The organism is Tardiphaga sp. vice154, from assembly GCF_007018645.1.
Classification (GTDB): Bacteria; Pseudomonadota; Alphaproteobacteria; order Rhizobiales; family Xanthobacteraceae; genus Tardiphaga.
Genome location: NZ_CP041399.1, coordinates 2848603 through 2870858 on the forward strand (window position 1 = coordinate 2848603; position 22256 = coordinate 2870858).

The 22256-nt window shown below is 64.6% G+C and carries 21 protein-coding genes; 8 read left to right on the forward strand and 13 right to left on the reverse strand.

Annotation, left to right across the window (positions count from 1 at the left end):
- Window positions 1-86: 86 nt before the first annotated feature.
- The 3 genes from FIU28_RS13320 to FIU28_RS13330 form a co-directional block, all read right to left on the reverse strand.
- On the reverse strand, window positions 87-1562 hold the full coding sequence (locus FIU28_RS13320; protein ID WP_143573620.1) for a protein adenylyltransferase SelO: 1476 nt from the start codon (window positions 1560-1562) through the stop codon (window positions 87-89).
- Window positions 1563-1610: 48 nt separating this feature from the next.
- The gene (locus FIU28_RS13325; RefSeq protein WP_143573622.1) at window positions 1611-2003 is read right to left on the reverse strand and encodes a glyoxalase/bleomycin resistance/dioxygenase family protein; all 393 of its coding nucleotides are present in this window, start codon (window positions 2001-2003) and stop codon (window positions 1611-1613) included.
- Window positions 2004-2258: 255 nt separating this feature from the next.
- Complete coding sequence (locus FIU28_RS13330; protein ID WP_143573624.1) at window positions 2259-3938, reverse strand: methyl-accepting chemotaxis protein; 1680 nt, start codon at window positions 3936-3938, stop codon at window positions 2259-2261.
- A 425-nt stretch (window positions 3939-4363) separates the two neighbouring features.
- Here FIU28_RS13330 and aspS point away from each other — a divergent pair, with 425 nt between their 5' ends.
- Window positions 4364-6136 carry an aspartate--tRNA ligase gene (gene aspS, locus FIU28_RS13335; RefSeq protein ID WP_143573626.1) on the forward strand — a complete coding sequence of 591 codons (1773 nt, stop codon included), beginning with the start codon at window positions 4364-4366 and terminating at the stop codon, window positions 6134-6136.
- A gap of 53 nt (window positions 6137-6189) precedes the next feature.
- Complete coding sequence (locus tag FIU28_RS13340) at window positions 6190-8496, forward strand: NADP-dependent malic enzyme (RefSeq protein ID WP_143573628.1); 2307 nt, start codon at window positions 6190-6192, stop codon at window positions 8494-8496.
- A gap of 100 nt (window positions 8497-8596) precedes the next feature.
- Here the strand turns inward: FIU28_RS13340 and FIU28_RS13345 are convergent, their stop codons facing one another.
- Complete coding sequence (locus FIU28_RS13345; protein WP_143573630.1) at window positions 8597-11572, reverse strand: autotransporter outer membrane beta-barrel domain-containing protein; 2976 nt, start codon at window positions 11570-11572, stop codon at window positions 8597-8599.
- Between the two features lie 282 nt (window positions 11573-11854).
- On the opposite strand from FIU28_RS13345, the gene FIU28_RS13350 reads away from it, so the two are divergent.
- Window positions 11855-12304, forward strand: coding sequence for a DoxX family protein (locus tag FIU28_RS13350; RefSeq protein WP_143573632.1), 450 nt, complete (start codon window positions 11855-11857; stop codon window positions 12302-12304).
- Window positions 12305-12309: 5 nt separating this feature from the next.
- Here FIU28_RS13350 and FIU28_RS13355 read toward each other — a convergent pair whose 3' ends face one another.
- From FIU28_RS13355 to FIU28_RS13370, 4 genes are all read right to left on the reverse strand, one after another.
- On the reverse strand, window positions 12310-12867 hold the full coding sequence (locus tag FIU28_RS13355) for a dihydrofolate reductase (protein WP_143573634.1): 558 nt from the start codon (window positions 12865-12867) through the stop codon (window positions 12310-12312).
- 10 nt (window positions 12868-12877) lie between these two features.
- Window positions 12878-13813, reverse strand: coding sequence for a polysaccharide deacetylase family protein (locus FIU28_RS13360; RefSeq protein WP_143573636.1), 936 nt, complete (start codon window positions 13811-13813; stop codon window positions 12878-12880).
- Window positions 13814-13911: 98 nt separating this feature from the next.
- Entirely contained in the window at window positions 13912-14481 is a 570-nt protein-coding gene (locus FIU28_RS13365; protein ID WP_143573638.1) for a glutathione peroxidase, read from the reverse strand.
- Between the two features lie 123 nt (window positions 14482-14604).
- Window positions 14605-16146: a L,D-transpeptidase gene (locus tag FIU28_RS13370; RefSeq protein ID WP_143576169.1), complete on the reverse strand. Its 1542-nt coding sequence runs from the start codon at window positions 16144-16146 to the stop codon at window positions 14605-14607.
- 279 nt (window positions 16147-16425) lie between these two features.
- Here FIU28_RS13370 and FIU28_RS13375 point away from each other — a divergent pair, with 279 nt between their 5' ends.
- On the forward strand, window positions 16426-16935 hold the full coding sequence (locus tag FIU28_RS13375) for a CreA family protein (RefSeq protein ID WP_143576170.1): 510 nt from the start codon (window positions 16426-16428) through the stop codon (window positions 16933-16935).
- A 14-nt stretch (window positions 16936-16949) separates the two neighbouring features.
- Here FIU28_RS13375 and FIU28_RS13380 read toward each other — a convergent pair whose 3' ends face one another.
- Window positions 16950-17201 (reverse strand): hypothetical protein, encoded by a 252-nt coding sequence (locus FIU28_RS13380; protein WP_143573640.1) that lies wholly within the window; start codon window positions 17199-17201, stop codon window positions 16950-16952.
- Window positions 17202-17653: 452 nt separating this feature from the next.
- On the opposite strand from FIU28_RS13380, the gene FIU28_RS26425 reads away from it, so the two are divergent.
- Complete coding sequence (locus tag FIU28_RS26425; protein ID WP_168202941.1) at window positions 17654-17812, forward strand: hypothetical protein; 159 nt, start codon at window positions 17654-17656, stop codon at window positions 17810-17812.
- Between the two features lie 29 nt (window positions 17813-17841).
- Window positions 17842-18210, forward strand: coding sequence for a hypothetical protein (locus FIU28_RS13385; protein ID WP_143573641.1), 369 nt, complete (start codon window positions 17842-17844; stop codon window positions 18208-18210).
- 92 nt (window positions 18211-18302) lie between these two features.
- Here FIU28_RS13385 and FIU28_RS13390 read toward each other — a convergent pair whose 3' ends face one another.
- The gene (locus FIU28_RS13390; protein ID WP_246660666.1) at window positions 18303-18560 is read right to left on the reverse strand and encodes a DUF6719 family protein; all 258 of its coding nucleotides are present in this window, start codon (window positions 18558-18560) and stop codon (window positions 18303-18305) included.
- Window positions 18557-18709, reverse strand: a complete 153-nt coding sequence (locus FIU28_RS26430; RefSeq protein ID WP_168202942.1) for a hypothetical protein — start codon at window positions 18707-18709, stop codon at window positions 18557-18559. Before FIU28_RS26430 ends, FIU28_RS13390 begins: the two co-directional genes overlap by 4 nt.
- A 173-nt stretch (window positions 18710-18882) precedes the next feature.
- On the opposite strand from FIU28_RS26430, the gene FIU28_RS13395 reads away from it, so the two are divergent.
- Window positions 18883-20163 (forward strand): ArgE/DapE family deacylase, encoded by a 1281-nt coding sequence (locus FIU28_RS13395; RefSeq protein WP_143573643.1) that lies wholly within the window; start codon window positions 18883-18885, stop codon window positions 20161-20163.
- A 138-nt stretch (window positions 20164-20301) separates the two neighbouring features.
- Here the strand turns inward: FIU28_RS13395 and FIU28_RS13400 are convergent, their stop codons facing one another.
- On the reverse strand, window positions 20302-21093 hold the full coding sequence (locus tag FIU28_RS13400; protein ID WP_143573645.1) for a cobalamin-binding protein: 792 nt from the start codon (window positions 21091-21093) through the stop codon (window positions 20302-20304).
- Between the two features lie 139 nt (window positions 21094-21232).
- On the opposite strand from FIU28_RS13400, the gene FIU28_RS13405 reads away from it, so the two are divergent.
- Window positions 21233-21841: a GNAT family N-acetyltransferase gene (locus FIU28_RS13405; protein ID WP_143573646.1), complete on the forward strand. Its 609-nt coding sequence runs from the start codon at window positions 21233-21235 to the stop codon at window positions 21839-21841.
- A gap of 48 nt (window positions 21842-21889) precedes the next feature.
- Here FIU28_RS13405 and FIU28_RS13410 read toward each other — a convergent pair whose 3' ends face one another.
- On the reverse strand, window positions 21890-22192 hold the full coding sequence (locus tag FIU28_RS13410; protein ID WP_143573648.1) for a hypothetical protein: 303 nt from the start codon (window positions 22190-22192) through the stop codon (window positions 21890-21892).
- Window positions 22193-22256: the final 64 nt, after the last annotated feature.

The window sequence follows — 22256 nt, forward strand, 5'->3', positions numbered from 1 at the left end:
CTTTTGCCAAGGCGTTCGGCCGAAAAGCGGGGCAAGTCAAGCGTGTTCCCGGCGATTCGGGAACCCGGGAGCGGGAACTCGACTGGTCAGGTGCCGCAAAAAGTCTGCAGCACGCGCTGGTGCAGCAGCGGCGGATCGGCGTAGTCGGCGCGTTCCGGCTGGTCCTGGAACGGGTTGGCGAGCACCGACACCAGCTCCTCGAACGGCGCATAGTCGCCGGCCTGGGCCGCCTGGATCACGGCCTCGACGCGGTGATTGCGGGGGATAAAGGCCGGATTGACCGCCTGCATGGCGGCATGGCGGGCAGCCGGGGTCTCCGGTTCCAGCGCCAGCCGGGCGCGCCACTGGATGGCCCAGGCGTCATAGGCCGCGGGGTCGGTCAACAGGGCGCGCAGGGCCGTATCGCCGGCCGGGTCCAAAGCGGCATGGCCGAGTGCGCGAAAGGTCAATGTGAAATCGGCCTGGTTGGCGGCCATCGCCGCCAGCAGGTCCTGCGCCAGCACCGCATCATCGGGCTGCGCGGTGAACAGCCCGAGCTTCTGCCGCAGGCCGGCCTGATAGGCGTCGTCGAACAGGCCGGAGAATGCGGCCAAAGAGTCCTGCGCGATTTCGATCGCGGCCTTCTCGTCGTCGGCGAACAGCGGCAGCAGCGTCTCGGCGAAGCGCGTCAGGTTCCACAAGGTAATGCGCGGCTGGTTGGCATAGGCGTAGCGGCCGAGTTCGTCGATGGACGAGAACACGGTTTTCGGATCGTAATCGTCCATGAACGCGCAGGGGCCGTAGTCGATCGTCTCGCCGGATATCGAGGAATTGTCGGTGTTCATCACGCCGTGGATGAAGCCGACCAGCAGCCAGCGCGCCACCAGTGCGGCCTGCCTGGCGATCACGCCGTCGAGCAGCGCCCGATAGGGCTGCTCGGCCTGCGCGGCTTGCGGATAGTGCCGGGCGATCACATGGTCGGCGAGGTGTTTCAGCGCCTCGAGATCGCCGCGTGCGGCGAAGAACTGGAAGGTGCCGACGCGGATGTGGCTGGCAGCGATCCGGGTCAGCACTGCGCCGGGCAGCAGGGTCTCGCGCCGCACGCTCTCGCCGGTGACGACGGCGGCGAGCGACCGCGTGGTCGGAATGCCCAATGCGAACATCGCCTCGGAGATCACATATTCGCGGATCACCGGCCCCAGTGCCGCGCGGCCGTCGCCACGGCGCGAGAACGGCGTCGGACCCGATCCCTTGAGCTGGATGTCGCGGCGCGCGCCGCTCTGGTCGATCACCTCGCCGAGCAGGATGGCGCGGCCATCCCCGAGTTGGGCGGTGAAATTGCCGAACTGATGGCCGGCATAGGCCATCGCCAGCGGCTCGGCGCCGTCCGGCACCCGCGTGCCGGCCAGCACCTCGACACCCTCCGGGCTTTCGAGCCAGTCAGGGTCGAGGCCGAGCTGCACGGCGAGCGGTCGGTTCAGCTTGATAAGCTTCGGCGCGACGACGGGCGTGGGCTGCACCCGCGCGTAGAAATTCGCGGGCAGGGTGGCGTAGCTGTTGTCGAACGGGAACTGGATCGTCATGGAGGAAAGATGGGGGCGCCAGGCGGAATTGGCAACGGGGGCTATGGCCTAGTATTCTGCATAGATCTCGATGATATTGTCTTCTGGATCGCGAAAAAATAGCGTGCGATGCCGCCAGTCGGGCAAGTCGGTAGGGCAACGCAGAATCGGCACATCCTTCGCCACCAGCTCCGCGTGGCAGCCATCGACCGCTGCGAGCGGGACCTGAAACGCCAACTGCACAGCAGCCGATCCGGGCACAGACGTGCCGTCGTTGCACACACTCCATGGTCCACGGGGCCGCAGCGTCAGCAGCGCAGCACCGACTCGAAAGCTCACCCAGTTAGCAAGGTCGGTTTCAACGGGAAACTTCATGATATCACGGTAGAAGGTCCGCGTGACGCTCATCCGGTTGCATAGCAGGATAGTGTAGTCGAGGTTGCGTATCTGATCCAGGCTCACCGGCGCCACCTTTCTATCGTACAAAAGCCGCCATCGCGGATGGCTCAACTATAGTATAATCGGCGCAGGATGTTTCGCGTGGATTGGCTAAGGAAATAAGTGAGACCCAATGCTCCCTGGCGCTTGCGGGGCGGAATCGGCGAGGGGCTCTTCCATCCACAACGCTGCAGGCGAAGCGTGCCAGGTGCCTCGCCCCTCACCCGCGCGCAAGGGCGCGCGACCTCTCCCCGCAAAGAGCGGGGAGAGGTTTAAGTATTACGCCGCCCTGACCGTCGCCATGAACTTCTCCACTTCGCTCTTCAACCGCGTGCTCTGCATCGACAGCGACTGGGCGGCGGAGAGCACCTGGCCGGAGGCGGCGCCGGTCTCGGCGCTGCCGCGGTTAACCTCGGTGACCTCATGGGCGACCTGCGAGCTCAATTGCGCGGATTGCTGCACGTTGCGGGCAATCTCCTGCGTGGCGGCGCCCTGTTCCTCGACCGCCGCGGCGATCGCCGAAGAGACTTCGGAGATCATGGTGATGGTCGCGCCGATCTCCTGAATGGTGACCACGGTCTCGGCGCTGGCCGACTGCATGCCGGCGATCTGCGCTCCGATCTCGTCGGTGGCCTTGGCCGTCTGCGACGCCAGAGCCTTCACCTCCGCGGCGACGACGGCAAAGCCGCGGCCGGCTTCGCCGGCGCGCGCTGCCTCGATGGTGGCGTTGAGCGCCAGCAGGTTGGTCTGTTCGGCGACGGCGGTAATCAGTTTCACCACGTCGTCGATGCGGGCAGTCGCCTGCGTCAACCGGGCGATGCTGAGATTGGTCTTTTCGGCCTGCTGCACGGCGGTCGAGGCGATGCGGTTGGATTCGTGGACCTGGCGGCCGATCTCGTTGACGGAGGAGGTGATCTCTTCGGTCGCGGCCGCGACCGACTGGATGTTGTCCGACACGCTGTGCGAGGCGGCTGCCGCCGAGCCCGACAGCGAAATATTGGTGTCGGAGGTTCGCGTCAGGGTCGTCGCCGAGGTCTCCAGCGCCGTGGAAGCCGTGGACAGCGAGTCGACCAGCTCGCCGATCATCGCTTCGAAATCGCGCGTCGCCCGCCCGATGGTTTCGGCGCGCGCGGTCTTCACCCCTTCCGCGACGCCAGTGGCCTCATCGGCCGCGCGCTTGGCGATCAAAGCATCCTTGAAAATCTGCAGCGCGCGCGCGATGCGGCCGATTTCGGTATCGGCGTCCTGCAGCGGTATATGCGCCGACAATTCGCCGGAGGTCAGCTCGCCCATCGGCTTCAGGATCGAGCCGATACCGCGGCCGATATCGCGCGTCAGATAGATGGCGGCTCCCAGCCCCAGCACGAAGGCGGCGCCGAGCAGGGCGATCATCGTCCAGATGGCGCTTGAATAGGTGGCGTCCGCCATCTTGCCGGCCGTCTCGGCGCCGCCGTCGTTCAGCACGACCAGTTTCGCCAGCGTCGCGTCCATTGCGCGTCCGACCGGGACGACCTTCTTGGCGTTGATGTCCTTGGCCGCCGCGAAATCACCCTTGGTCGCGAGATCCCGCACCTGAACCGAACCCTCGATGAACTCTTTCCATTGCGCGTCGAGCGTGTTGGCGAGTTCGCGTTCCGCCGGCGCCGTTACCAGTGGCGCGAACGCCTTGGCGGCCTTTTCGAAGTCCGCCTTGCGCGCCGAGAGGTTCTTGTCGACGTCCGGCCGGTCGGCATCGGCGACGATCAGATGGTCACGCAGCACGGCGCGGTAGCGGGCGGACTGCACGCGCATCTCGCCGATCCAGCGCACGCTCGGCAGCCATCGCGTCTGGATGTCCTGCGTCGCGGCATTGATCGCGCCCATTTGCACAAAGGCAAGGCTGCCGATCATGGCGATGACAAGAACGAGAAAGGCAACAATGGCAAACAGCTTGGCGCTGATCGAATATCTTTCGAGCACAGAAACATTCCCTATGGTTGGCCGCGCCCGCCATAATGACGAGAAAGGCGCAGAGTGAGCTCAAGTTCTGGCTGAATCGCCTGCTTCAAAACGTGCAGGGTTCCTGCGGTACAATGGGTTGTGTTGGTCAAGGAAGGGTAAAATTACCCGTAAGTAGCTTGCTAAGTCTTTGTTTTGGTGTCGAGATACCACATTCGGGTTGCAGGCTCGCGCAACGCAACAAGATTTTAGTCGCCATATTTCATGGACTTGCCGCACTGCTCGCGCGCCGATTTTGCATTGCGGGGCAAGGCGGGTCCGTGCCGTTCGGGATGGCTGGGTGGAGCATCCGGTTGGTTGCCGCGCCGGGTCCGGTCGGGTAAACCCTGCGCTTCGCGGCCCCGGTCGCGACCGATTCCGCCCTCTGACGCCCTTCCAGGATTAACATGCATCGCTACCGGTCTCACACCTGCGGCGCGCTCCGCGACAGCCATATCGACCAGACCGTCCGCGTCTCTGGCTGGTGCCACCGTATTCGCGACCATGGCGGCGTGTTGTTCATCGACTTGCGTGACCATTACGGGCTGACGCAGTGCGTTGCCGATCCGGCCTCGCCGGCGTTCAAGGATGCCGAACTGCTGCGCTCGGAATGGGTGGTGAAGATCGACGGAAAGGTGCGCCGCCGTCCCGAGGGCACCGAGAACACCGATCTGCCGACCGGTGCTGTGGAAATCTACATTTCGTCGATCGAAGTGCTGGGCGCGTCGCTGGAATTGCCGCTGCCGGTGTTCGGCGACCAGGACTATCCGGAAGACATCCGGCTGAAGTACCGCTTCCTCGATTTGCGCCGCGAGAAGCTGCACCAGAACATCATGACCCGCGGCGCGATCATCGACTCGATGCGCAAGCGGATGAAGGAGCAGGGCTTCTTCGAATTCCAGACGCCGATCCTGACGGCCTCGTCGCCGGAAGGCGCGCGCGACTTCCTGGTGCCCAGCCGCATTCATCCCGGAAAATTCTACGCGCTGCCGCAGGCGCCGCAGCAGTACAAGCAATTGCTGATGATGTCGGGCTTCGACCGCTACTTCCAGATCGCGCCGTGCTTCCGCGACGAAGATCCGCGCGCCGACCGTCTGCCCGGCGAATTCTACCAGCTCGATCTGGAGATGAGCTTCGTCGAGCAGGAAGACGTGTTCGCCGCGGTGCAGCCGGTGATCACCGGCGTGTTCGAGGAATTCGCCAAGGGCCAGCCTGTCAACTCTGACTGGCCGAAGATTCCCTACGCGGAATCGCTCCGCAAATACGGCTCGGACAAGCCGGACCTGCGCAACCCGATCGAGATGCAGAACGTCTCGGAACACTTCCGCGGTTCGGGCTTCAAGGTGTTCGCGCGGATGCTCGAAACCGAAACCAACCAGGTCTGGGCAATCCCCGGACCGACCGGCGGCAGCCGCGCGTTCTGCGACCGCATGAACTCGTGGGCGCAGGGCGAGGGCCAGCCCGGCCTCGGCTACATCATGTGGCGTGAGGGCAATGAGGGAGCGGGTCCGCTCGCCAACAACATCGGCCCGGAGCGTACCGAGGCGATCCGCGTGGCACTCGGCATGAAGGCCGGCGATGCCGCGTTCTTCGTCGCCGGCGATCCCACTAAATTCTACAAGTTTGCGGGCCTTGCCCGTACCCGTCTGGGCGAGGAGTTGAACCTGATCGACAAGGAGCGCTTTGCGCTGGCCTGGATCGTCGACTTCCCGATGTACGAATATGACGAGGACGAGAAGAAGATCGAGTTCTCGCACAACCCGTTCTCGATGCCGCAGGGCGGCCTCGATGCCTTGCTGACCAAGGACCCGTTGACCATCAACGCGTTCCAGTACGACATCACCTGCAACGGCTTCGAGATCGCCTCCGGCGGCATCCGCAACCACAAGCCCGACGCGATGGTGAAGGCGTTCGAAATCGCCGGCTATGGCGAGCACACCGTCATCGAGCGCTTCGGCGGCATGTACCGCGCCTTCCAGTACGGCGCGCCGCCGCATGGCGGCATGGCGGCCGGCGTCGATCGCATTGTCATGCTGCTGTGCGGCACCAGCAATCTGCGCGAGATCTCGCTGTTCCCGATGAACCAGCGTGCTGAAGACCTGCTGATGGGTGCGCCTTCCGAGGCGTCCCCCAAGCAGTTGCGCGAAGCGCACATCCGGCTCAATCTGCCGGAAGCGTGATCTGATCCACGACCTTCAACTACACAATCGATATCGGTTGCGCGGGAGCGTTCATGTCATCCTCTTCTGAAGATCTCGCCAAGGCGGCGCTGGCCTATCATCGTCTGCCGCGTCCCGGCAAACTCGAGATCCAGGCGACCAAGCCGCTCGCCAACCAGCGCGACCTGGCGCTGGCCTATTCGCCGGGCGTGGCGGCACCCTGTCTCGCGATTGCCGCCGATCCCAATGAGGCGGCGACGCTGACGTCGCGGGCCAATCTGGTCGCGGTGGTGTCGAACGGCACCGCGGTGCTCGGCCTCGGCAATATCGGCCCGCTGGCGTCCAAGCCGGTGATGGAAGGCAAGGCGGTGCTGTTCAAGAAGTTCGCCGGCATCGACGTGTTCGACATCGAGATCGCCGCCGACACCATCGAGCGCGTGGTCGAGACCGTGGCGGCGCTGGAGCCGACCTTCGGCGGCATCAACCTTGAAGACATCAAGGGGCCGGAGTGTTTCGAGATCGAGACGCAGCTCAAGGCGCGCATGAAGATCCCGGTCTTCCACGACGACCAGCACGGCACCGCAATCATCGTCAGCGCCGCGATCACCAACGCGCTGCTGCTCAACGGCAAGAACCTCAAGGACTGCAAGATCGTCTGCTCCGGCGCGGGTGCAGCGGCGATCGCCTGCCTCAATCTCCTGGTGCATCTCGGCGCGCAACTCAAGAACATCTGGGTCTGCGACATCGACGGTGTCGTGCATGAAGGTCGCAACACGCTGATGGATCGCTGGAAGGCGGTATATGCTCAGAAAACCGATGCGCGCACGCTGGGCGACGTGATCCCCGGCGCCGATATTTTCCTCGGCGTGTCCGCGCCGAACGTGCTGAAGCCGGAAATGGTCAAGGCGATGGCGGACAAGCCGCTGGTGATGGCGCTGGCCAACCCCAATCCCGAGATCATGCCGGAGGAGGCCCGCAAGGCCCGGCCGGACGCGATGATCTGCACGGGACGTTCGGACTTCCCGAACCAGGTCAACAACGTGCTGTGCTTCCCCTTCATCTTCCGCGGCGCGCTGGATTGCGGCGCCACCGCGATCAACGAGGCGATGAAGATCGCCGCGGTGGACGCCATCGCCCAGCTCGCGCGCGAACCGCCTTCGGATGCGGTGGCGCAGGGGTTCGATGGCGAGACACAGGGCTTCGGTCCGGGCTCGCTGATCCCGAGCCCGTTCGACCCCCGCCTGATCCTGCGTATCGCGCCGGCCGTCGCGCGTGCGGCGATGGAGTCCGGCGTGGCGTCGCGGCCGATCGAGAATTTCGACGAGTACCTCGCCGGCCTCGAGCGCTTCGCGTTCCGTTCCGGCCTGGTGATGAAGCCGGTGTTCGCCAAGGCGAAGACCCAGCCGGTGCGCGTGATCTACGCCGAAGGCGAGGACGAGCGCGTGCTGCGCGCCACGCAGGTGGTGCTGGAGGAAAAGCTGGGCCGGCCGATCCTGGTCGGCCGTCCGAGCGTGGTCGAGGCCCGCATCAAGCGTCTGGGACTGGCGATCCGCGCCGGCACCGATTTCGACCTCGTCAATCCCGAGGACGATCCGCGCTACCGCTCATTCGTGCAGTCCTATATCGACGTCGCCGGACGCCATGGCGTGACGCCCGATGCGGCGCGCACGGTGGTGCGTACGAATGCGACGGTGATCGCAGCGCTGTCGGTGGTGCGCGGCGAGGCGGACGCGATGATCTGCGGTGTGGAGGGCCGCTACATGAGCCATCTGCGCCACGTCCGCGAGATCATCGGTTTCCTGCCGGGGGTCTCCGACTTTGCGGCCTTGGCGCTGATGATCACCAGCAAGGGCGCGTATTTCATCGCGGACACCCAGGTGCGTCCGAACCCGAGCGCGGAAGAGCTTGCGGAAGTCGCCGCCATGGCGGCGGTCCATGTTCAGCGTTTCGCGATGAAGCCGAAGATCGCCTTCGTCTCGCATTCCGATTTCGGCAGCTACGACACCGACTCGTCGCGCAAGATGCGCCGGGCCGCGGCGTTGCTGCGCGAAAGGCATCCGGAGATCGAGTCGGACGGCGAAATGCAGGGCGACACCGCGCTGTCGGAAGCCGCGCGAAAAATGATCCTGCCGCATTCGAAGCTGGACGGCGTCGCCAATGTGATGATCATGCCGAACCTCGACACCGCCAACGTCGCCTATCAGATGATCAAGGTGCTGGGCGACGCTCTGCCGGTCGGCCCGATCCTGGTAGGCGCGGCGCGACCGGCGCATATCCTGACGCCATCGGTGACCGCGCGCGGCATCCTCAACATGACCGCCATCGCCGTCGTCGAAGCCCAGGAACGCGCCAACCGGCCGCAGGTCAGCCTGTTCGGGTAATCAAAAAAGCCACCCGCTTTCGCGGATGGCTTTTTCGTCTTCTCCGTTGGGCACAGAGTCGGCATTGGCCGACTTTGTGCCGAATGCGTTTTGGGCGATCTCAGAACGAATGCTTCAACCGGCCGGTGAACTGGTGCGCCAGCGAGTCGTCACTGCCGATCACGGCGTCGTAGCCGAGCGACACCATGGTCAGGGCGCCGAGCCGGCCCGATACGCCGGCGCCGATCACGCCGCGATCGCGCAGACCGCTTCCGGTGGCGGTGACGAAGCTGCCGGGCAGGGTGACATCCGCAAAGCTCGCATTGATGCCGCGCACGCTGTCGCCGAATTCGTGCAGCCAGGCCAGGCGAAACTCCGGCGTCAGCACGCCGCCATTGATACGATAGTCATAGGCAAAGCGGGCACCCAGGCTGGAGCGCAGCGACTCCGAACTGTCGGAGGCGACGTTCAGCGCCGTGACGCTGCCGGCCTCGGTGAAGCCATCGGTCGACACCCGCGTATATTGCAGTCCGAGTTCAGGCGTCACCATCCAGTCGCTGACGCGCAGGTCGCGGCCGACCGTGCCGCGCACCGTGTAATGCGTGCCGTCGTTCCTCGAGGTGTTGAGCGTGCCCAGCGCCGCGCGGACGTTGTCGTAGTCGCTCCAGCCATACAGGCCGACCACATTGGCGAACCAGTCCGCCGCCTGCCAGCCGGCATAGCCGCCGACCGAGCGCGTCGAGATATTGGTCGTGCTGCCCTGCGTATCGAGTTGACCGCGGGTATAGGCGTAACCGCCGAACACGCCGATCAGCATATTGTCGGTGACGCGCCAGTCGGCGCCCGCCACCACGTTGGCGGTCGTGGCGCGGGTCGCCGGCGCATCGCTGCGGGCGCCTTCACGGGCGAAGCTCAGGCTGGAGGTGACGAACACGCCGCGATCGGCCTGCACGGCGACCGGACGCATTGCCGGTGTCTTGTTGATCGGCGCATAGGCGAGTGCGTCATAGGCGCCGCGCTGGGTGTTGAGCCAGTTAGACTCGTTGAGCGCCGTGGCCTGCTTCTCGGGCATGCCGGTGATTGCGCCGAGCGTGCGGTCGAGATCGCCGCCATGGCGGTCGAACGTGCCACTGTCGAACATCGCCAGCGCCTGGCCGGCGCCGGCGAGGTCGTCGCTCAAGCCGCCGAACCGGCCCTGCGTCAGCCGCTGGCCGACCAGGGCCGCGGTCTGCGACGCACTGTCGAGCGTAAACCGGCCGAGACCCTGATAGGCGGAAGGCGACAATTGCGCCAGCGCCGCGCCGACGTCGGCCGCACTGCCGACGGAATCGATCAGCGTCATCGCCGCGCTGCTGGTGGTCACCGTAACGGGTAGATTGTCGAACACGGTGGCGACGCCGAGGCCCGCGGCTGTGGCATAGGACGAGAACGAACGCGAATTGCCGGTGATGATCTCGAACGAGGTGTAGAGCGTGCCGCCGATATTGACGGTCTGCCCGGCCAGCAGCGCCGCCCGCTTGGCGTCGCCGAGGCCGACCTTGTTGTAGTTCAACGTGTCGGTGCCGGCGCCGCCATCGACCAGGCCGACGATGCGCGAGCCGGCCAGGATGTTGACGGTGTCGTTGCCGCCTTCCATGTTCACGGCGCGGCCGTTGTTGCCGATGATGGTGCCGGAGTTGGTCAGCACGTCGGCGCCTTCGCCCATCTGGATCGCCGAGCCGTCGCCGCGGATGAAACGCGCCGAGCCGGTGCCGGTATAGACGACGCCGTTCAGCGTGCCGACCGAATTGGTGTCGACGGCGCCGCTGCCCAGCAAAACCACGGCATTGGGATCGGGGATCGCGCCGTTGCCGATGATGGTGCCGCGGTTGATGATGATGTCGTTGTCGGCGCCGGTGCCGATCTTGTTCTCGAGCCGGATCGCGAATCCGTTCTGGCCGATGATGGTGCCGCCTTCATTGTTGGTGATGGTGGTCGCTGCAACGCCGCTGCGTGATCGATCGACGTTAGAATCGTTGTTGACGACGATGCCGTACGAGGCGCCACTGATCATGCCGAAATTGGTGATCGTACCGCCGCCGATCGAGATGCCCTCGGAGTTGTTGGCGCGGTTGCCGCTATCGAATCCACCGGCGCCGGTGCCCTCGATGACGCCGTAGTTAGTGATCGTCGCGGCGAGGTCAATATCGACGCCGTCGCCGTCGCCATTGATCTGAGCCGTGCCGCTGGCATCGAAGATGTTGCCGACGCCGGCATAGGCGCCGGTGATGCGGCCGTAATTAGTGACGGTGCCGGTGCCGTCGGAGCCCACGCCGGAGCCGTTGCGACCCAGGATCGTGCCGCCGGCCTCGTTGGTCACGATGATATTGGTATCGGCCGTGATGCCGTGGCGCGCGCCGGAGATCAAGCCGCCTGCACGGTTGTTAATGACTGCGCCGGTGTTGCCGCCGGCATCGATACCGTCGGCGGAGCCGCTCGACGTGTTGGTGCCGAAGCTGCGGATGATGCCGTAATTCTCGACCACGGTGGTCTGGCCGGTGCGGATCGCGTCGTCGGTCAGGGCTTCGATGATTCCGGCGGCGCGGTTGATGATGGTCATGCTGGCCGCGCCGGTCATGCCGCGCACGTCGATGGCCTGGCCGAGCCCGCTGAAGCCGGTGCCGCCGGCCTGGATCAGCCCGGCATTGTCGATCACGATGGTGCCCGAGGTCATCGCCAGGTTGAACCGGAACACGTCGTTCTGCGTCGATCGGACGATGGCGCCGACATTGTTAAGGAAGGTGAAGGTGCGGTTGGCGACCGCGCCGGTGGCATCGATGACGCGGCCCGAACCCGTATTCTCGATGGTCCCGAAATTGCTGACGATCACGCCCGTGGAGGCGCCGTTCCAGCCGATCGTCGCGGTGCCGCTGGTCGAGCGCAGGGTGCCGCCGCTGGCGACCGTCCCGGCGTCGGTCCCGGCGACGGTCTTGGTGGTCGTATCGGTCGTACCCGATGTCACCGTGAAGGACGCGGCCTCCACCGCCCATGGCGCCATCAGCGCCGCCGCACCCATCACCATCGCAAACCGGCTCGCGCCGTTACGCCACTTCGACATCACAAGTCCCCAACCCAAACGATGAGCCCTGCTTAGGTTTGGGAAATGACGACGGGATGACGTGGACGCCGTTTTGCTAACCCGCAATGAGCATCGAAAAAAATGTCCGGGAAGTGATGCTAGTTCGCCACGCAGGCAGAGCGTATCGGACGACGTGAGAGCGGGCCCGTCGCGTTGCAACCGCCGGCGAGGACTACATATGACCGTTTGAAAACCGCGACGGGAACGATCATAATCGACCGGTACTGTCATTCGCGTTCATTGTCGTTCAACGAGGTTTGTATGCCAGCGTTTATTACGTTCGGACGTATTCTGTTTGCCGTCCTGTTCATTGCCTCCGGAACCATGAAATTTCTAAATCTCGGCGGCACCGCCGAGATGATCGGCGGCAAGGTCATCTTTCCGGAGCTCGCCGCGCCCTATGTCACTCAATTGCAGGGGCTGACCGGAATGGCGAGCAACCAGATGCTGGCGATCGCCGCCGCCAGCCTCGAACTACTCGGTGGCATCCTGATCGCGCTCAATTTCGGTGCGCGTTTCTTCGCCATGGTCATGGTGCTGTTCGTGATGGCCGCGACGTTCTATTTTCACGACTTCTGGACCCAGACCGGACCGGAATCCGCCAATAACATGATCCATGCGCTGAAGAACCTGTCGTTGATCGGCGGGCTGTTCATGATCGCCGGAATCGGCCGCGGGCCCACGATCAATCACGCCTATGACGAAGTGTAGCAGGCTCAGCCGGCGCGCCGCCAGGCGGTGACGCGCACGTCATGGCTGTCGTCGAGCATCCGCACTTCGCTGGCCTCGAGACCGTGGCTGGCCAGGATCTGTTGCGGCGTTTGCGCGGGCACGCCGGGGAAGCAACCGTGGCCGTCCGGCACGCGCACGCGTGGCGCCTGCGACAGCCAGAATACGTCGTAGCGGTCGAGAAACATGCCGTACACCGCAGGTCCACCGATCACCGCGACGGTTCCGGCGTGGATACCGGCGACGGCGCAGGCTTCCTCGAACGTGGCGCCAGCGGGATTCCACAGCGTCGCTTTGTCATTGTCGGGGTCGGGCGCGACGCCGTCGATTCCGCGGCTGAGCACGATGCGGGTGCGCCGCGGCGAGTTCGGCTGGTCCTCGAAGGATTGCCGGCCGTGCACGATCAGGTCGGCGCGGTCGAGGCCGGCGCTGAAGAAGGCCAGATCGCCGGGAAATTTCAGGGCATCCGGCATCACGCCGGCGGCGTCAGCCAGCATGCCTTCGGCGGAGACGATAACATAGCCGTTGAAACGAAAAGGAGACATGGGGACGCGACTATTCCGAAACCGTTTGCACGACGCTGCTGACCGGACGGGTAGAGACGGTCGGCAGCTTGGCATCCTTGACGATCGACTCGTCATAAGCGGCGATGGTCTGCACCGGCGCCTTGGCTTTCATCTGTACCACCCTGTAGCCGCCGGCCTTTAGCCGGCGCAGCAGCGTCGGCAACGCCTCGGCGGTGTGCTTCTGGAAGTCGTGCATCAAGATGATGCCCTTGCCGAGCTTGTCGAGCTTGGTCATCACGTTGCTTACCACCTGTTCGGACTTGCGCGTCTTGAAATCGAATGAGTCGATGTCGCAGGAGAAGATCGCCATGTTGCGCGAGCCGAGATAGGTGACGATCTCCGGCGGATGCTGCAGCGCGGGCGCCCGGAAGAACGGCGCCGGCGCGCTGCCCAGCGCCCATTTCACGGCGGAGAAACCCTTCTCGATTTCATCCTTGCGCTGCTGTTCGGTGAGCTTCTTGCTGGTCAACGCGATATGCGCCCAGGTGTGGCCGCCGATGGTATGGCCGGCGCTGGCGACCTGTTTCAGAACCTCGGGATAATAGGTCGCGTGCTTGCCGATCGGAAAGAAGATGCCTTTGGTACATTCGTCGGCCAGTGCCTTCAGCACCAGCGGCGTGGTGGTCTGCCACGGACCGTCGTCGAAGGTCAGCACGACTTCCTTGTCGCGCAGGAAGTCGAGTTGCTTGAAGTGCTCGAAGCCGAAACCCGGACCGCCGGTGGTATCGATCTCAACGACGCGGCCGATGCCGAGCGCATCCGGATTGGCGCAGGCCGGCTTGACGGGCGCGGCTACAGCAGCCGGCGCGGGTGTGGTGGAAGCGGGGGCTGCGGCCGGCGTCGCGGCTTTTGGCGCCTGGGCACAGGCGCCGACGGCATAGAACGAAACCGCGCTTGCCAAGATCAAAGCTGTTGTATGGCGCATTGCATCCCCCGGACCCACCGTCGACCAAGCATAGCGTGACTTCGGCGGACAACGCCATGGTGAAGGGCCTTATCCCCAATTGCCACGTCGCCGGCGCTTCACGCCATGGCCAGGGCGCGGGCCACCGCGGTCTTGATGCGCGTATCGGTCGGCTGCAGCGTATCCGCGAATGAATCGGCCAGATAGCCGTCGCGCCCGACCAGGTACTTGTGGAAATTCCAGCGCGGCAGGTCGCGCGGGCGAGCCTCGGCCGCCCATTTATAGAACGGATGCGCGCCGGGGCCTTTCACCACGGTCCTGGCGGTCATCGGGAAACTCACCTTGAACTGGCCGTGCGCGACCGCCGCGATTTCGGTTTCGCCTCCCGGCTCCTGGTTGCCGAAATCGTTCGACGGTACACCGATCATCATCAGACCGCGGTCGCGAAACTCGGTCCACAATTGCTGCAGCCCGGCATATTGCGGGGTGTTGCCGCATAGCGAGGCGGTATTGACCACCATGAACGGGCGGCCCGCAAATTCGGCGAGCCGGATCTCGCCGCCATGCAGCCCGGGAAACGAAAAGCCATAGGCGGTGACGCGGCTCACACCTTGCGCCAGCACGGGGGAGGCGGATGCGCCGCAGGCCATTGCGGCCAGCGCGCCCAGTATCTGCCTGCGGTCCATCATCGTTACCTCGTCAAAGCGGATCAGCCGCGGTCAAGACTGGCGCGAGGCGCGGCGCTCGCGCCCGACACCACGTTATGCCGGGACTTCTCGTACGCAATGTACGGACGAAGGGGCAATCGGGTTTTAGCGAAATGGCACGACGAATTCGGTGCCTTGTCCGGTCTCGCCGCCGGCGGCAATGCCGAGATCGGAGACGATGATCGAACCGCCCGTGGCCAGCGATTCCGCGATCTGCGCCATCGCCTCGGCCGGGATCGTCAGACGGTCCAGCGCCTCGGCGGGGCCATCGGGCACCGGCGCTGAATTCATCTCGACCGCGCCGGTCGAGCGGCGGCGACGGCTGCTGCTGTCGTCCTGGTCATTCCGGGCGGCAACGCGCGCCGCCGGCATCGAGACCACCGACCACTGGATCGACTTCGTGTCAGCCTTGTCGATGCGCGCGGTGAAGACATGGGTACCGAGCGGACGGTCGCTGGCGCCGATCGTGACGGGGACCTCGAACAACGGCGCATAGTTCTGCCGGACGTACATCTTGCCGTCCTTGCGGCTGATCAGCACCGCGATCTGGCCGCTGCGCTTCGGCGCCGTCTCGGCCACCGGGGCGGCAACCGGGCTCCTGGCAGCATCATCCTTGGCAGCATCGTCCTTCGGAGCTTCCGGGCTGGTCGCCGCGGCGGCCGGGACGATGCCCATGTCGAGGGGCTGGACGTCGGGCCGGGTCGGCCGGGCCTCGTCCGCCCGGACCTCGGCCATCGCCAGATCGACCGTCCGCGCCGCGTCGGCATCGACGTCGCGGCGGGTGACGAGAAGCCGGTCGTTCGGCCGCATGGTTGCAGCATCGGACTGGGTGAGCGCGCCGGTCTGCGGCATGATCGCGCCGCTGGCATCGGCAGTCTGGCTCTGTTCGCGTTCGCGCCGGGCGTCGAATACCGTGCGGGTATGGTTCAGATCGACGGCGGGCTTCAGTTCGAGGCTGGCCGAGGACATCGCCGGACGGGGGTCCGTCGCGGGCAACTCGGCCTTCACCGTAGGCCCATTCGCGGCAGCCATCGGCACAGGCGCGCTCGCCGGGTCGGGCTTGCGGCTGGCCAGCAGCGGATGGGAAATGGGGGCAGGCGAGATTTCGCCCGGGGTAATCACGACGCGGGCGCCCATCCTTGTCCAGCCCCACATCCGGGTGGCGAAGGCCATCGGCATGCGAATGCAGCCATGCGACGCCGGATAGCCCGGCAGCATGCCGGCATGCATCGCGATGCCCGACCAAGTGATGCGCTGCATGTAGGGCATCGGCGCCCCGCTGTAGATGTTCGACTTGTGATACTTGTTCTTCTGGATCACGCTGAACGCGCCCATCGGCGTCGCGTGACCCTTCATGCCCGTCGAAACCGGGCTTTCCGCGAACAGGCCATTGGCGTCATAGATCTTGAGCCGTTGCTGATCGACCGAGATGGCAACCACCAGCGGTCCGACTGGCTTGGCGCTTTCGCTGACCTGCTTTTCCGGCCGGGCTGCCGGACGCCTGATGATTTTCTTCGGGCGCGGCGGCTCCTGCAGCAGCGGCTCCGGCGACATCCGCATCGGGTCTTCGTCCGACCAGAATACGGCGGCATGGCCGGGCACGGCCCAGGCTGTGCCAGCGATCGCGATCATCGCTGCCGTCATCATCCGGCGGGGCGCGCGGAACTTGGTCGTTAAATCCTGAAATGCGCCCACGCCAAATTCCTCGTTAACCGGTAAATACGTCAGTCTCGCAGACGGAGTTTTGGGTTCACCAGCGCGAGTCGGCTAGAGGTGATCCGGTACAATCGTAACAAAAAAGCCTCACATTGGATTAACAGCGCGGCGTTTCGGCTTCCTAATCACAAGGGAATGCCTAAATGGGGATCAACGCTCACGGAGACTTGCATGACTATCGACGGTTCCCGCGCCCCGGCCCGGTTCTTGATGGTCGGTATGGCCGCGTTGCTCGGCTTCGCCGCGCTATTGTCCACACCGTCCTTGGCCGCGGACGAGCCGGACCTGATCTTCCGGCGCTCCACCGTGTTCAAATGGCTTAGTCCGAACGACAAATTGGCGACCTACGGCGTCGACGATCCCGAGGTCGAGGGCGTTGCCTGCCACTTCACGGTGCCGGAGCGCGGCGGCTTCAAGGGCTGGCTGGGGCTTGCGGAGGAGGTGTCCGACATTTCGCTGGCCTGCCGGCAGATCGGCCCGATCAAGTTCAAGGGCAAGATGGAGCAGGGCGACGATATGTTCCGGCAGCGTCGCTCGATGTTCTTGAAGAAAATGCAGATCGTGCGCGGCTGCGATCCGAAGCGAAATGTGCTGGTCTATATGGTTTATACCGACCGCATCATCGAGGGATCTCCGAAGAACTCGACGTCCTCGGTTCCGATCATGCCATGGGGCCAGGCCGGCAACGCCATCGCGAAATGCGGCGACTTCGTTCAGTAGCCATGGCGGGCGGTCTATTCGGCCGCTTGGTCCAGCGAGCGTTTTAGGCGGATCCGGGCGACAGCTTCCGCCTGGGCGAGGGCCAGTGCCTGCGGGCTGCGATAACCGACCAGTTGCACCATGTTCTGCGGATAGCATTCGTTGCCGTGGGCACCGAAGCCCTGCTGCGACATGGCGCCCAGGCACTTGGCGGGCGGACGAATTTTCGGGGGCCGGGGAGTTTCGGTCGCGGCAGCGGTAGCCTCGTTGCTCCGCATATTGCTCATTCCCACGGCATCAATCCTTTTGCTGGAGTGGTCTGGTAACGCGCCGTTGCCTGAAATGGTTGCACACGTGGCACTCTGTCGCTTTAGACAGTCAATGGTGCAATTTCATTAACGGCATGTGACAACCCGGTTTGACTGTGGAATTCGTGCCGTCTCCATTTCGCTGCATCCTTGATCTTTTGACAATGCGCTGGATCAACTGTGCTGCGCTGCTATCAAACACCGGTTTCACCGGCTTGGCTGTTCTTTTTTTGAGTCCTGGGCGAGCAGATCATTCTCCGGACACCAGGCGTTTCCGGTCTCTGATTCGTGTTTCGTGCAGGGGCGGGCGACGAAACAATTCCCCTCACGGTGAAACCATTTCCCGCTTGCGGCGACGGCACCCGGAAACGGTCGCGGCCTACAGATAGGCCAGCGACGCGGCGTCAAGCCGCTCAACCGGAGACCGCCAGATGCGCAGCCTCAGTTTCATCCTTGCCGTTGGACTGGTCCTGGCCGGCCCCTCGATGGCCGGATCAGCCGACGACCGTCTGCCAGGAAGTGGCGCCTTTGCCTATAACGGGCCGTCGGCGCTCACCGCGCCGGCGATCCACTTTGCCACCAGCCACTGATTGCGCCACGGCCAACTGAAATTAACGAAATGAACATTTTGAACGTCACCGCCGGCCTCGCAGCGTTGCTCGCCATTTCGACGGGGAGCGCGCAGGCGCAGATCTGGTCGTGGAAGAAACTGCCCGACCAGCGCGGCGAGTTCGTCCGGCTGTGCGCGCCGCACATGGTCGGGCGCTGGCAACATCCGGAGGCGGTGTGCGGCTGCCTGCACGATCACGCTCTGGCTGACGTCTTGGACAGCGACCTGCGCGAGGCGCTGTTGCGCGGCATCAGCGAGCGGGGCGTGCCGACGATCGAGCGCGACTGGATTCCGGCCTCGAAGCAATCGATGATCAACGCGACCTTCAGCCAGATCGCGCGCCCGACGCTGCAATGCATGTTCGAGCCGGCGAAGTAGGGGCGCTGGACTGTCTGCCCCCGAGACCAGAGACGCTCTGACACCTCTCCCCAGCGGGGAGAGGTGAAGAGAAGCGGCGCCTGATGAAACTGCTAGCGCTTCTTGGTGCCGAGCCGCGGCACGCATTTGGAAACGCGCGTCACGCCGGCCGTGGTCAGCGTGGTGCCGAGCAGTTCCTTGATCTGCCCGGTCGGGCAGGAACCGTCATCGACCTGGACGCGCTGGCCGAGCCGCACTTCCGGAACATCCTGCTCGCGCGGGAATATCTGCAGCTGCGCAGATGCGGGCAAGGCCGAGACGCTTGACGCGAAAGCCGCGACCAGCACCAAAGCGGAGCGCTTCGCGATCACTTGTTCTGCACCTTCAGGCCGTCGGGGCCGACATTGATCTGCAGGCCGCTCGGCTCTTTCTTGGTCTGATACAGATTGTAGCCGAGCACGCCGATGCCGACGACCAGCGCGCCGATGATCAGGAAAAGCACGTTGCGGTTGGCGGGCATGATGTCTCCTTGGTTGTCTCATCCACTGTAGAGAGGCGGCTTTGATTCTTAAAGCCGGCCTGGCCGATGCCCGAAGATGCGGCGGCTGCTGCCTGGAATCTGTCATACCGCGGGCGCGGCGATCGGGCTAGGGTGCCGGCGATTTCGAACTGAATCGTGACTGGAGCCGCCGAATGACTGCCACCGATACGCAACGAAGAATCCTGGACGCCGTCGATGCCTCGTTCGACGCGCAGTTGAAGACCACCCAGGACTTCGTTTCGATCCCCTCGACGCGCGGCGCCGAGGGCCCATGCCAGGACATGATCGGCGATCTCTTGCGCGAGCGCGGCTATGAGGTCGACGACTGGCACATCGACATGGCGGATCTCAAGGATCTGCGCGGCGCAGGCGCCATCGAGCATGATTTTTCCAAGGCCCGTTCCGTGGTCGGTACCTATCGCCCGACCACCAATGCCGGCAAATCGCTCATTCTGCAGGGCCACTGCGACGTGGTGCCGACCGGCCCCTTGGACATGTGGGATACCCCGCCGTTCTCGCCCATTATCAAGGACGGCAAGATGTTCGGCCGCGGCGCCTGCGACATGAAGTCGGGTACTATCGGCGCGCTATACGCGCTCGACGCGATCGGCGCTGCCGGCCTGAAGCCGACCGCACGGATCCATTTCCAGTCGGTGATCGAGGAAGAATCCACCGGGATCGGCGCGCTTTCCACCTTGCAGCGCGGCTACCGCGCCGACGCCTGTTTCATCCCCGAGCCGACCTCCGGCAAGATGGTGCGCTCGCAGGTCGGCGTGCTGTGGTTTCGCATCAAGGTGCGCGGCTTTCCGGCGCATGTGTTCGAGGCCGGCATCGGCGCCAACGCCATCAAGGCGGCCTATCATCTGATCCAGGCGGTCGAGGAAATCGAGGTCGAGTGGAACAAGCGCGCCGCCTCCGACGTGCATTTCGGGGCGGTCGATCATCCGATCAACTTCAACCCCGGCATCATCAAGGGCGGCGACTGGGCCTCCTCGGTGCCGGCGTGGTGCGACGTCGACTGCCGGATCTCGATCCTGCCGGGCTGGTCGGTGGCCGAGGCACAGGCCGAGATCCTCGCCTGCATCGCCAAGGCGGCACGCAACCATCGCTTCCTGTCCAACAGCCCGCCGCAGGTCGAATGGTCCGGGTTCCTGTCGGAGGGCTACGAGCTGAAGGATTCGGCGGCGCCGGAGGCGGCGTTCGCGACGGCTTACGACGCGGTCTATGGCGGGGCCACGCCGGATCTCGTCTTCACCGCGCTCACCGACACCCGCTTCTACGGGTTGAACTACAACATCCCCAGCCTGTGCTTCGGCGCCGACGGCCAGGCGATGCACGGCTTCAACGAGTTCGTCGATCTGGAATCGCTGCGCAAATCCACCAAGGCCACGGCGCTGTTCATCGCCGAGTGGTGCGGCGTGGAGGCGTTGTAGGTCGCTTCAGTAGGGTGGGCAAAGTCTCGTCGCGCGAACCGCGGCGGGACGTGCCCACCGACTCGCGAACATGGTGGGCACGGCGCATCCGCCTTCGCCCTGCGGGCTACGGCGGACAAGAGTGCGCCTTTGCCCACCCTACGGCGGTGCAGGCCACAACGCCTTTATGATCGCGTCCAGCCCGTCGGTCAGCGCCGCGGGGCCGGGCTGCAGGATCAGCGGCGATTTGATTTCGACGATGCGGTCGTTGCGCACCGCGGGGATGTCATGCCAGCCCGGGCGTGAACGGATCTTGTCCGGCACGACTTTCTTGCCGCACCAGGAGGCGAGGATCACGTCCGGCGCCGCCGCGATCACCGCGTCCGGCGCGACGATGCGATCCTTCGCCGCTTTTTGGAATCGTAGCTCGGGAAAGACGTCGTCGCCGCCGGCGATGCCGATCAGTTCGGACACCCAGCCGATCCCGGAAATCAGCGGGTCGTCCCATTCCTCGAAATACACTTTCGGCCGCGCGTCGCGCCGGGAGGCCGCCGCGGCGATTCCGGCGAGGCGCTGCTGATAGTCTTCCGCCAGTTGTTCGGCGCGCTCCGCCGCGCCGACCATGGCGCCGAGCATCCGGATCATCGCCAGAATGCCGTTGACGTCGCGCTGGTTGAAGATGTGTACGGCTATGCCGGCACGGACGATGTCGGCGGCGATGTCGGCCTGCATGTCGGAGAAGCCGAGCACCAGGTCGGGATCGAGCGCCAGGATCTTCGGCAAGTCGGCGGAAATGAACGCCGATACCCGCGGCTTGTCTCGGCGCACCTCGGGCGGGCGCACGGCATAGCCGGAAACGCCGACGATGCGGTCCTGCTCGCCGAGCAGATACAGCGTTTCGACGGTCTCTTCGGTCAGGCATACGATACGGCGGGGCGGGAAGTGGCGCATGGGCTGCTATGCCGCGAAACATAATCGCTGTCACGGAGCCAAATTTGCCACGCGCCTCTTGAAATTATGGTGCGCTGCACCAAAATGGCTGTCAGGGAGACGAACGCTTCATCGAGGGTCTACTCCGAGGAGAGATTCGATGGACCAGGCCACCCTTGCCAGACCCGCCGCCCAAAGCGGCACGGTGCGCGTTCTGAGCGCCCGTGAATTACCGCTGTTTCGCGACCACCTGTTGCGGCTCGATCGCGACAGCCGGCATGATCGTTTCAACGGCGCGCTCGACGACGATTTCCTGGCGATCTATGCCGCCCGCTGCGTCAGCGACGGTACCATCATCATCGCCTATTTCGAGAACGGCGTGGTGCGCGGCGCCGCTGAACTTCACCAGCCTGATTTGTCGCCGGGCTCGCTGCCCGAGATTGCGTTCTCGGTAGAAATGGCCGTGCGCCGGCAGGGCGTCGGCACGATGCTGTTCACAAAGCTGATCGAAAAGGCGCGGTCGCTCGGCTATCCCACGCTGCGCATCACTACCGGCGCGCAGAACGATGCGATGCGCGCGCTGGCCAGGAGATTTGGCGCGCGGCTGACGTTCCGGCACGGCGAATCCTCCGGGAATATCGACATCACGCCGATGCCGGATGCCCGGCCGAAAACCTCGGTGCTGGAGGTGGCACGCGCGATGTCAGACTATAACCGGGCCTGCTGGCGCCTGTGGTTCTCGGTGGCGGGTCTACGAAAGCCTTCATGAGAGAAGGCCTGCGAGCACGGCGCGTCGCCCTGCCGACGGCCGCCTGGATCAGGCGCCGATACGCTTGTCGTTGCCAATGATGCGCCGTGACACCTTGCGTTCGACGACGATCGAGCGCTGAGCGCCCTGTTCGCCGGCAATCACCCGCGTCGAACGCGCGGCCGTGCGGCAGGCCTTCTTCACTTCGGTTTGCACCGCTTCAAGCGGCAGCCCCATCAGCGACGCGGCGATCTCGGCCTGCTGGTCGAGATCTTCCGTGATGCCAATCGCGGCGAAGATGGCTTCTTCGAGGGTTGGCGGATCGCGCCGGACGCGCCGCGTACCATATTTCGTATTCCAGTCTTCGCTCATCGCTCGCCTCATTTTCGAATTGCGATAAATATCGAAGCTCATGTTGCATTGCAATATCGAACTG